This window comes from Dickeya dadantii NCPPB 898 (assembly GCF_000406145.1).
GTDB lineage: Bacteria > Pseudomonadota > Gammaproteobacteria > Enterobacterales > Enterobacteriaceae > Dickeya > Dickeya dadantii.
Map to the genome: position 1 here is coordinate 4,542,076 of NZ_CM001976.1, position 11,596 is coordinate 4,553,671.

9 protein-coding genes are annotated in these 11,596 nt (G+C 59.7%); 4 read left to right on the forward strand and 5 right to left on the reverse strand.

The features are described 5' to 3' along the window. Positions 1-69 precede the first annotated feature (69 nt). From argH to argC, 3 genes are all read right to left on the reverse strand, one after another. A complete protein-coding gene (argH, locus tag DDA898_RS20400; protein WP_038912198.1) occupies positions 70-1,443 on the reverse strand; it encodes an argininosuccinate lyase in 1,374 nt (457 codons plus the stop codon). Positions 1,444-1,560: 117 nt separating this feature from the next. Continuing rightward, positions 1,561-2,334 (reverse strand): acetylglutamate kinase, encoded by a 774-nt coding sequence (gene argB, locus DDA898_RS20405; RefSeq protein WP_038912200.1) that lies wholly within the window; start codon positions 2,332-2,334, stop codon positions 1,561-1,563. 24 nt (positions 2,335-2,358) lie between these two features. Next, positions 2,359-3,363 (reverse strand): N-acetyl-gamma-glutamyl-phosphate reductase, encoded by a 1,005-nt coding sequence (gene argC, locus DDA898_RS20410; protein ID WP_038912201.1) that lies wholly within the window; start codon positions 3,361-3,363, stop codon positions 2,359-2,361. Positions 3,364-3,577: 214 nt separating this feature from the next. Here argC and argE point away from each other — a divergent pair, with 214 nt between their 5' ends. Continuing rightward, on the forward strand, positions 3,578-4,729 hold the full coding sequence (gene argE, locus DDA898_RS20415; RefSeq protein WP_038912202.1) for an acetylornithine deacetylase: 1,152 nt from the start codon (positions 3,578-3,580) through the stop codon (positions 4,727-4,729). A 286-nt stretch (positions 4,730-5,015) separates the two neighbouring features. Then, on the forward strand, positions 5,016-7,655 hold the full coding sequence (gene ppc, locus DDA898_RS20420) for a phosphoenolpyruvate carboxylase (protein WP_038912203.1): 2,640 nt from the start codon (positions 5,016-5,018) through the stop codon (positions 7,653-7,655). Between the two features lie 64 nt (positions 7,656-7,719). Here the strand turns inward: ppc and DDA898_RS20425 are convergent, their stop codons facing one another. Continuing rightward, positions 7,720-8,502 (reverse strand): tyrosine-protein phosphatase, encoded by a 783-nt coding sequence (locus DDA898_RS20425; protein ID WP_038912204.1) that lies wholly within the window; start codon positions 8,500-8,502, stop codon positions 7,720-7,722. A 294-nt stretch (positions 8,503-8,796) separates the two neighbouring features. Further along, positions 8,797-9,558 (reverse strand): uridine phosphorylase, encoded by a 762-nt coding sequence (gene udp / locus DDA898_RS20430; RefSeq protein ID WP_038912205.1) that lies wholly within the window; start codon positions 9,556-9,558, stop codon positions 8,797-8,799. A gap of 289 nt (positions 9,559-9,847) precedes the next feature. Here udp and DDA898_RS20435 point away from each other — a divergent pair, with 289 nt between their 5' ends. Together DDA898_RS20435 and DDA898_RS20440 are read left to right on the forward strand one after the other, a co-directional pair. Continuing rightward, positions 9,848-10,675 carry a dienelactone hydrolase family protein gene (locus DDA898_RS20435; protein WP_038912207.1) on the forward strand — a complete coding sequence of 276 codons (828 nt, stop codon included), beginning with the start codon at positions 9,848-9,850 and terminating at the stop codon, positions 10,673-10,675. A 337-nt stretch (positions 10,676-11,012) separates the two neighbouring features. Further along, positions 11,013-11,588 (forward strand): hypothetical protein, encoded by a 576-nt coding sequence (locus tag DDA898_RS20440; RefSeq protein ID WP_038912208.1) that lies wholly within the window; start codon positions 11,013-11,015, stop codon positions 11,586-11,588. The last annotated feature ends 8 nt before the right edge of the window (positions 11,589-11,596 follow it).

An 11,596-nucleotide genomic window follows, 5' to 3' on the forward strand; every position in this document is an offset into this window, starting at 1 on the left:
ACTTCAGAAAGCAGGCGACAGAAAAAACAAAACCGGCCCAGGGGCCGGTTCTGTAACTTATCGCAGAGACTACGCCAGACGCCGTTTTGCGTCGGCGATGGCGCGTGCGACCTGCTCCGGCGATACCCCGCCCTGCGCGGCGCGTTTTTCCAGACAGGACTGCAACGACAGCACCGGATACACATCGTCTTCAATTACGGCGCTGAACTGTTTGAGATCCGCCAGCGACAACGCTTCCAGCGCTTTACCCTGACGAATGGCCCCCACTACCGCCTCGCCGACGATGTGGTGCGCTTCGCGGAACGGCACGCCTTTAGCGACCAGATAGTCGGCCAGTTCGGTGGCGTTGGCGTAGCCTTGCTGCGCCGCTTCCTGACAGCGCGGACGTTTCACCTGGATGCCTTCCAGCACCAGCGCCGCCATCAGCAAGCAGTCGTGCCAGGTGTCCAGCGCGTCGAACAGCCCTTCCTTATCTTCCTGCATGTCTTTGTTGTACGCCAGCGGCAAGCCTTTCAGCGTCACCAGCATGCCGGCCAGCGCGCCCTGCACCCGGCCGCACTTGCCGCGGATCAGCTCCAGCGCGTCCGGGTTCTTTTTCTGCGGCATCAGCGAAGAGCCGGAGGTAACGCGGTCGGACAGCTCGACAAACGCCGCTTCGCCGCTGTTGAAGAAAATCAAATCTTCGGCGAAGCGCGACAGGTGCACCATACCGATGGACGCATCGGACAGCAGTTCCAGCACGTGATCGCGATCGGATACCGTGTCCAGACTGTTGCGCGTCGCCGAGGCAAAGCCCAGCCAGCCGGCCAGTTGCTCGCGGTCGATAGGGTACGCGGTACCTGCCAGCGCGCCGCATCCCAGCGGGCTGACGTCCAGACGCGTGAGCGTGTCTTCCAGACGGCTTTCGTCACGCGAGAGCATTTCGTGATAGGCCAGACACCAGTGGGCGAAGGTTACCGGCTGTGCGCGCTGCAGGTGGGTATACCCCGGCATCACCGCGTCCTGATTGGCTTCAGCGGTAGCGACCAGCGCGGCGCGCAGATGACGAATCGCCTGCGCCAGCTCGCTCACCTGCGCCTTGCACCACAGTTTCAGATCGGTAGCGACCTGATCGTTACGGCTGCGCCCGGTGTGCAGTTTCTTGCCCAGATCGCCGACTTTCTCGATCAGCTTCTGCTCCACCCAGCTGTGGATGTCTTCCGCATCGCTTTGCAGGATAGCCTCGGGATCCGCCTGCACCTCTTTTAGCAGCGTATTGAGCGCCTGCTCCAGTTGCAGCTGTTCCTGAGCGCTCAGTACGTTCACCGTCACCAGCGCCTTGGACCAACCGATGGATCCGATGATGTCCTGCTCCGCCAGACGGTAATCAAACCGCAGTGAATCGTTGAACTGTTTAAAACGTTGATCTGCCGCCTGCGTGAACCGTCCGCCCCACAAAGCCATAACTACACTCCCGGTCTCTTTGATAAAGGCAGGCCGACTCCTGTCCGACCCGCCATTGAACTGCCCGTGTCTCTCCTGCGGTTTTCGCCGGGAGAAAACGTGTTTGATGTTCGCGGTTTACGCCAGAATACGGGTGCCGATGGACACGCCGTTGAACAACGCCGGCAACTGCTCGGCGTGGCGCCAGCTGGCGATATCCACCGGACGCCCCAGCGCGCGCGCCGCGTCCAGCGCCGCATTGACCTTGACGATCATGCCGTCGGTAATAATGCCCTGCGCGATCAGATCTTCTGCTTTACCGGCGGTCATTTCCGCGATGCGCTGGCCTTTGCCGTCCAGAATACCGCTGACATCGGACAGCAGGATCAGGTCGGCGCCCAGCGTCTGCGCCAGCGCGGTGGCGGCCTGGTCGGCGTTGACGTTCATCAGTTCGCCGCCGGCGGTGATGCCGATGGAACTGATGACCGGCAGATAACCGGCATTCAGCAGGGTGTTGAGCAGCGCCGGAGAGCCGACTTCGGCTTTACCCACGTGCCCCAGTTCGTCGTTCAGTTGCGTGACCACCGTACTGCCGCCATCCGCCAGACTCAGGCCCACGGCGTTGATGCCGTGACGAATCGCCCAGGCCAGCAGGGTTTTGTTGGCGGAACCGGCCAGCGCGCCGGTAATGATGTCGATCTGGTCGGCAGGCGTCACGCGCAGCCCGTTCTTCTTGACCACCGGCAACGACAGCTTCTTCATCAGGTCGTCTACCAGACAGCCGCCGCCATGCACGATCACCAGCGGACGCTGATGCTGCTGGCGATAAGTCACCAGCGCGGTGAACAGGCGCTCCAGCGCCTCTTCGCTATCCAGTAATACGCCGCCTAATTTGATAATTAACGGATTCATCGGTCTTTGCGCCTCAGGGTGTCATCAGAGTAAAGATTGGGTTTCAGGGAAACCGAAGCGAATGTTCATGCACTGCACAGCCTGCGCCGCCGCGCCCTTGAGCAGGTTATCTTCGGTGGCGACCACGATCAGGTGTTCGTCCTGCACCACAAAGCCGATATCGCAGAACGGCAGACCGACCACCGATTTCAGCGCCGGCACGCCTTTTTCATACAACCGCACCAGCGGTTTATCATGGTAGGCGTTGTGGTAGGCTTCCGCCACGTCCTGCGCGGTAACGCCCGGCTGCAGACGGCAGGTGATGGTAGCCAGAATGCCGCGCGGGAAGTTGCCCAGATGCGGGGTGAAAATCACCGGAATGCCGAGATGAGTAGCGATTTCCGGATGATGGCGATGGTTGAAGATGCCGTACGGCTGCAGGCTGACTTCACAGAAGCTGTTGGTCATGCTCGCTTTACGACCAGCGCCGCTGACGCCGCTGGTGGCGTCGATCACCGGCCACTGGTTCGGGTTCAGCAGGCCGCCTTCCACCAGCGGTTTCAATGCCAGCTGGGACGCGGTCGGATAACACCCCGGCACCGCGATCAGCTGCGCCTGCTTGATGCCGTCCGCCTGCCATTCCGCCAGGCCGTACACCGCCTGCGCCAGCCAGTCGGTATGCTGGTGCTCGAAGCCGTAGTAACGGGTGTAGAATTCAGGGTCCTGCACGCGGAACGCGCCGGAAAGATCGAACACGGTGCAGCCGGCGCTCAGGAACTGCGGCGCCAGGTCGTGACTCACCTTATGGTCGGTGGCCAGAAACACCACGTCCACGCCTTTGGCGGCGTCGGCCGCGTCGGTCAGCGGTTGTACCGGTAAGTCAATAATGCCTTTAAGCTGGCGATGCAGGTCGGAAATGCGTTTTCCCGCATCAACGCTTTGCGCGGAAACCGCCAAAGCGGTTATGTTCATCTGCGGGTGACGGTTCAGGTACAGGGCCAGCTCAGCGCCGGTATAGCCACTTGCACCAACGATCAACGTATTCAGCATGAGTTCGGTATACCTTTATTGCCAGATAGGTGGAACAGGGAGCAGGCTCATCAGCGCGGCCACGCCGTTCACCCACCAAAGCCAGAAGAAACGATTATGCGACAATCTCGCATCGCCGCACAGCTTATGATTTCATTTCGTCCGGCATTATTGTATTTTTATTCACAATTAATGCATGAATATTGATACTATCCTAACCCAGAGGCTGTCAACAGTGAAGATGAATTTACCCCCTTTTATGGAGCTGTACCGGGCATTGATCGCCACCCCGTCCATCAGCGCCACCGAGCGCGCCCTGGATCAAAGCAATGAGACCTTAATCAATCTGTTGGCGGGATGGTTTGGCGATCTGGGTTTTCATGTCGACGTGCAGCCGGTGCCCGGCACGTTTAACAAATTCAACCTGCTGGCCCGTCTGGGAGAAGGCAGCGGCGGGCTGCTGCTGGCCGGCCATACCGACACGGTGCCGTTCGACGACGGCCGCTGGACCCGCGACCCGTTCACCCTGACCGAACACGACAATAAGCTCTACGGGCTCGGCACCGCCGACATGAAAGGCTTTTTTGCCTTTATTCTCGATGCGCTGCGCGATGTGGATGCCAGTAAGCTGACCAAACCGCTGTACATTCTGGCTACCGCCGATGAAGAAACGACAATGGCGGGCGCCAAGTATTTCTCCGAATCGACCGGAATTCGCCCGGACTGCGCCATTATCGGCGAGCCGACGTCACTGCAGCCGGTGCGCGCCCACAAAGGCCATATGTCGAATGTCGTTCGTATTCAGGGCCAGTCCGGCCATTCCAGCGATCCGTCGCGCGGCGTCAACGCCATCGAACTGATGCACGAAGCCATTTCCGAGCTGATGGTGCTGCGCAATACGCTGCAACAGCGCTATCACAACCCGGCGTTCCACATTCCTTACCCCACCATGAATTTCGGCCACATTCATGGCGGCGACGCCGCTAACCGCATCTGCGCCTGCTGCGACCTGCACATGGATATCCGCCCGCTGCCGGGCATGACGCTGAGCGATCTCAACGGCCTGTTGAGCGAAGCGCTGGCGCCGGTCAGCGAGCGCTGGCCGGGACGCCTGACCATCAGCGAACTGCACCCGCCGATTCCGGGCTACGAATGCCCGGCGGATCATCATCTGGCGCAGGTGGTGGAAAAACTGGTGGGGCAGCCGACCGATGTGGTGAATTACTGCACCGAAGCGCCGTTCATTCAGGAACTGTGCCCGACGCTGGTGCTCGGCCCCGGCTCGATCAATCAGGCGCATCAGCCGGATGAATTTATCGACATGTCGTTCATCAAACCGACGCGCACCTTGATTACTCAGTTGGTGCATCACTTCTGTCAGCATTGATCTCAGCGCGTTGCCCGGCAGTCACCGTCAGGCAACGCGTTTTTTATTGCCTTCCTTCTTTCGCCGCCCTTGCCTTCTCCGTCGCTCTAAGATAAGAGTCACTTATCTGCAAGCTTTTGTAATTAAATTTCACAAATTGCCTTTGCACCGGTTAAACGGGTACAACTGTAGGGATTAAGGGACGTTCATTGACGAACAATGGCGAACGTGGCTAGATAACAGACAGTAACCACACAATTTTTGTGTGTAATAAATTTACAAAATCAAGAGATGGGTCAGGGTAACTATGAATGAACAATATTCCGCCATGCGGAGCAATGTCAGCATGCTGGGTAAACTACTCGGCGACACCATCAAGGATGCGCTGGGCGCCAATATCCTTGAGCGTGTTGAAACAATCCGCAAGCTGTCCAAAGCCTCGCGGGCCGGCAGCGAAACACACCGTCAGGAACTGCTGACCACACTGCAGAACCTGTCCAACGATGAACTGCTGCCGGTCGCCCGCGCATTCAGCCAGTTCCTTAACCTGACCAACACCGCCGAGCAATACCACAGTATCTCTCCGCACGGCGAAGCGGCCAGTAACCCGGAAGCGCTGGCGACGGTGTTTCGCAGCCTGAAAAGCCGCGACAACCTGAGCGATAAAGACATCCGCGACGCGGTGGAGTCGCTCTCCATCGAGCTGGTGTTGACCGCGCACCCGACCGAAATCACCCGCCGTACGCTGATCCACAAACTGGTTGAAGTGAATACCTGCCTCAAGCAGCTCGATCACGACGATCTGGCCGATTATGAACGCCACCAGATCATGCGCCGCCTGCGCCAGCTGATCGCCCAATACTGGCATACCGATGAAATCCGCAAAATCCGCCCGACGCCGGTGGACGAAGCCAAGTGGGGCTTCGCGGTGGTGGAAAATAGCCTGTGGGAAGGGGTGCCGGCGTTTCTGCGCGAACTCGACGAGCAGATGGGTAAAGAGTTGGGCTACCGTCTGCCGGTAGATTCGGTGCCGGTACGCTTCACCTCCTGGATGGGCGGCGACCGCGACGGCAACCCGAACGTGACCTCTGAAGTCACTCGCCGCGTGCTGCTGCTAAGCCGCTGGAAAGCCGCGGACCTGTTCCTGCGCGACGTACAGGTGCTGGTTTCCGAACTGTCGATGACCACCTGTACGCCGGAGCTGCAACAGCTGGCAGGCGGCGACGAGGTGCAGGAACCCTACCGCGAACTGATGAAAGCGCTGCGCGCACAGTTGACCGCTACCCTGGATTATCTGGACGCGCGTCTGAAAGGCGGGCAACAAGTGCCGCCCAAAGATCTGCTGGTCACCAACGAGCAGTTATGGGAACCGCTGTACGCCTGTTACCAGTCGCTGCATGCCTGCGGCATGGGCATCATCGCCGACGGCCAGTTACTCGATACCCTGCGCCGGGTACGTTGCTTTGGCGTGCCGCTGGTGCGTATCGATGTGCGTCAGGAAAGCACCCGTCACACCGACGCGCTGGCGGAAATCACCCGCTATCTGGGGCTGGGAGACTACGAAAGCTGGTCGGAATCCGACAAGCAGGCGTTCCTGATCCGTGAACTCAACTCCAAGCGTCCGCTGTTGCCGCGTCAGTGGGAACCGAGCGCCGACACCCAGGAAGTGCTGGAAACCTGCCGGGTGATCGCCGAAACCCCGCGCGACTCCATCGCCGCCTACGTGATTTCGATGGCGCGCACCCCGTCCGACGTGCTGGCGGTGCATTTGCTGCTGAAAGAAGCCGGCTGTCCGTACGCGCTGCCGGTGGCGCCGCTGTTCGAAACGCTGGACGACCTGAATAACGCCGACAGCGTCATGATCCAGTTGCTCAACATCGACTGGTATCGCGGCTTCATTCAGGGCAAGCAGATGGTGATGATCGGCTATTCCGACTCCGCCAAAGACGCCGGGGTAATGGCGGCCTCCTGGGCGCAGTACCGCGCGCAAGACGCACTGATCAAGACCTGCGAGAAATACGGCATCGCGCTGACGCTGTTCCACGGTCGCGGCGGTTCGATTGGCCGCGGCGGCGCGCCGGCTCACGCCGCGCTGCTTTCCCAACCGCCGGGCAGCCTGAAAGGCGGCCTGCGCGTCACCGAACAGGGCGAGATGATCCGCTTTAAGTTCGGCCTGCCGGAAGTCACCATCAGCAGCCTGTCGCTCTACACGTCCGCCATTCTGGAAGCCAACCTGTTGCCGCCGCCGGAGCCGAAGCAGGAGTGGCATCACATCATGAACGAGCTGTCGCGCATTTCCTGCGACATGTACCGCGGCTACGTACGGGAAAACCCGGATTTCGTGCCCTACTTCCGCGCCGCCACGCCGGAACTGGAACTGGGCAAACTGCCGTTGGGGTCACGTCCGGCCAAGCGTCGGCCGAACGGCGGGGTGGAAAGCCTGCGCGCCATCCCGTGGATTTTCGCCTGGACCCAGAACCGCCTGATGCTGCCCGCCTGGTTGGGCGCCGGCGCCGCGCTGCAAAAAGTGATCGACGACGGTCACCAGAACCAGCTGGAAGCGATGTGCCGCGACTGGCCGTTCTTCTCCACCCGTATCGGTATGCTGGAAATGGTATTCGCCAAGGCCGACCTGTGGCTGGCGGAATACTACGATCAGCGGCTGGTGGAAGAGAAACTGTGGTCGCTCGGCAAACAGCTGCGTGAGCAACTGGAGAAAGACATCAAAGCGGTGCTGACCATCTCCAACGACGACCATCTGATGGCTGATTTGCCGTGGATCGCCGAATCCATCGCGCTGCGCAACGTCTACACCGACCCGCTCAACGTGCTGCAGGCGGAGCTGCTGCACCGTTCACGCCAGCAGGAAACACTGGACCCGCAGGTGGAACAGGCGCTGATGGTCACCATCGCCGGCGTCGCCGCCGGGATGCGCAATACCGGCTAATCGCCGGCACAACACGGAAACCGGGAGCCATCGCTCCCGGTTTTTACTGCAATCGTTCACCCCATCACGCCAGATACTTCGCCCGCAACCCTTCCCGCGCCGAGGCGTCCAGCCCGTAATCCTGCTCCAGCCAGTTATCCACCGAGCCGTGTCGCTCGCGGATGGTATGCAGCGCGGTCACCAGAAACTCTTCGCGGGCGGAAAGCACGAAATCAAAGCGTTTCAGCGCCTTTTCGCTCAGGCTCGACGCCAGGTCTTCCAGCAACTGGCGACGGAATGAAATCAGGGTGGATTCGGTGACCAGATAATCCTCCATCACCGTTTGCTCATCCGCGCCCAGCGCGAACAACACCAGCGCGGAACCAATGCCGGTACGATCCTTGCCCACCGCGCAATGCTGCACCAGCGCGCCATCGTCAGGCTGGCGCAGCAACGCCACCAGATGCTGGTAGGCCGGATTGCCGAACGGCAGGCGGCGGTACAGCTCCAGCATAAAGGCGCGGGAATCGAACGCTTCGAGCTTTTCCGAGCCCAGCGTTTCCAGGCTGGCGGTAACTTCATGCCGCAGCGGATTGGCGGAAACCTGATGATAACGGGCGCCGGACCACAATCGGTCGGGTCGCTGCGAGGCTTCATCCTGATCGCGATAGTCCACCACATGCGCCACCGGCACACTGGCGAGATGGTCGATGTCGCGTTCGCTCAGCATGTCCAGCGCGCCGGAGCGAAACAGCCTGCCACGGCGGACCTGGCGCCCGTCCGCCACGCGGATTCCCCCCAGATCACGGAAATTGACGCCACCTTCAAGCGGCAGCAACGAGGGATGCAGTAATGAGGTTAAAGTCATATTTTTCCCTGTAGTTATAATGTCGAGTAATCAACGCTGAGTCATGAATGCACTGAGTTATGAATGCCAAGCTATCAAGACTGGGCTATCGCTGCTGAGTGGTTACGGTTAACTCACCGTCGGATGATGGAAACCAGCTCGTATTATCAGACCTGACAATTAAATTAGCATGAAGGCGGGCATACAGATGAACCGCGCGTGGGGAAATTCCCACGGAAACTGAAAAAGCGGTACGAGGACGCGGCTGTCTCGTACCGCACGCGCCGGACATATCGCCTGGCGGTTGAATCACACTCAGGCGCTCAGCAGTTTGCGGGCCGCCGACAGCACCACGTTGACGGACGCGTGTTCCGCTTTCTGCATCGTGGCGGTATCGGGAATTTCCTGCTGGGTGCGGTTCACAATCACGCCCGCCACCATGCCGGCACGCAGCCCCTGGCTGGCGCACATGGTCAGCAGCGTGGCGGACTCCATTTCATAGTTCAGCACGCCCATGCTCTGCCATTCCGCCATTGACCCCTGAAAACGGCGCACCACGCGGCCGGTATAGGTGTCGTAACGCTCCTGACCCGGATAGAAGGTATCCGAAGAAGCCGTCACGCCGACATGCAGCGTCGTTCCCGCTTCACGCGCCGCTTCCGCCAGGGCGGAAGTACAGGCGAAATCCGCCACCGCCGGGAATTCCAGCGGCGCAAAGTGCAGGCTGGCGCCGTCCAGACGCACCGCCGCCGTAGTCACCAGCACATCGCCGACCGCGATATGCGGTTGAATGGCGCCGGTGGTGCCGACGCGCAGGAAAGTGCGCACACCCAGCTGCGCCAGTTCCTCTACCGCGATCGACGTCGACGGGCCACCGATACCGGTGGAACAGACAATCACCGGCTTGCCCGCCAGTTCCGCGCGCCAGGAGGTGAATTCCCGATGCGATGCCAGAAATACCGGGTTCTCCATCAACCGGGCGATTTTCTCCACCCGGGCCGGGTCGCCGGGCACAATCGCCAGCGTGGCCCCTTGTAAATCCTGCTTTGTTAAACCGAGATGAAATACATCGGACATAAGCGCCTCCAGGCAACGGTCAGGTACAGAACGATCTTAGCGCACGCACTGCGGCTGTTAAGTGAAGTGCGTCGCTGATTGGAAAGTAACAAACGTCTATTTACATTAATATTGTGATATTAATCACAATTCAGGTTGTAATCACCCGACATTGCGTAGCACAGGCGTGGCACCGATTGCCCTATCTGGTCGCCGGTATTCGCAATACACTACAAAGTTCCTACACTTGCTTAACGCGGGGGGCGGTATCATCCCGCTGACAGACTCCAGTCTTGATAAAGGAAAGGCAATGAAAACCGATGAGCTACTGACTCTCAGAGAGACCACACGGGCATTTTCGCCAGCCGTCATGCCGCTGGCTTCTTCCGCGATTAGTACTGACGCCACCGGGCTGGTTGCCGGCGAAACCACCATCCCTTCGCAGGGCGACAACCTGCCCGCTTATATCGCCAAACCGGAAAAAGCCGCCGGCCTGCTGCCGATTGTGTTGGTGGTGCAGGAAATCTTTGGCGTGCACGAACACATCCGCGATGTCTGTCGGCGACTGGCTAAACAAGGCTATCTGGCGATCGCGCCGGAGCTCTATTTCCGACAGGGAGATCCACAACAGTACGGCGACATTCCGACGCTGATGCGCGAACTGGTCAACACGGTGCCGGACAACCAGATACTATCCGACCTCGACCACACCGCGCACTGGGCGGTGCGTCAGGGCGGCGACGCCAGCCGGCTGGCGATCACCGGTTTCTGCTGGGGCGGCCGCATTAGTTGGTTGTACGCCGCGCACAATCCGCAGTTAAAAGCCGCGGTCGCCTGGTACGGCAAGCTGGTCGCCGAAAAAACGCTGACCTCGCCGCAGCATCCGGTGGATGTGGCGAAAGACCTGAGCGCGCCGGTGCTGGGCCTGTACGGCGGGCAGGATAAGAGCATTCCGCTGGAGCAGGTGGAAACCATGCGTCAGGCGTTACGGGCGGTCAATGCCGATGCGGAGATCGTGGTCTATCCGGAAGCGGATCACGCCTTCCATGCCGATTACCGCGCGACTTACCACGAAGCCTCCGCCAAAGACGGCTGGCAACGGATGCTGGAGTGGTTCGCCCGTTACGGCGTGGTGTAATCGGTTTTCGGATGAAAGCGGAATCCGGCATTCCGCTTTCATCCGCCCTAATGCGCGATGTGCGTTATCAATACGCAATGAGTACGAAACATACGCAACGCGCACTACGCACTACGCATACCACGGTTAACTTCCTCGCATTTTTTAACCCACGCAAAGGCGCATTTTAACGGGCGATATCGTTTTTCCACCCGCGCGCCGCAACCAGCGCATTTTTATGCTCCTCATTGGGGCAGCGACATTGAGACAGCGACGATTCGCTGCTTCCGTTCGCATCATCCCCAGCATGTCGCGTCACACCGACGCACCATGACTCACAAACACATGAGGAATCCCTATGCCCAATGTATTTGCCCAGTACACAGAGAAACAGCCGACAGGCAGTGAATCCTGCGGCGCCTTTTCATTGGCGGCATTAATTAATGCGAAGAATACCGGCCCGCTCAATAGCCCGGCAGGAAGCGATATTTACAACGAAGTCATTCAGGCACAGGCCCATCTCCCAACGGCCTATCCCGCATTGTTCAAGGGAACCGACCCGCGTTCTCTGCCGTCAACCCTTGTAGCGCTGGGGATTGCCAGAGGATTTGCCAACGCCCAGGTTACACATACGTCGGCTATTCCGGCAGCGCTGGCGCCGCTGATCCCGTCAGAAATCACGCGTATCGGTACGACAGCCAGCGTACAGGAGAAGAAAACGGATAAATTGCAGGATCTGCTGGGAAGCAACGGCTATTACCTTGTTCTGGTCGACAGCGGCAACCACTGGATCGCCATCGTGCGTGATACCACCGGCCTGTATGCCTATGACCCGGCCAGCGGCAACAGCGGTGCGGCGACGGTCACAGGTGACGGCATCACCGGCGCGGTAAACCATACGTTTTCCGGCGTGCTGATCCACTTTGCCGGTTAGGCCAAGCC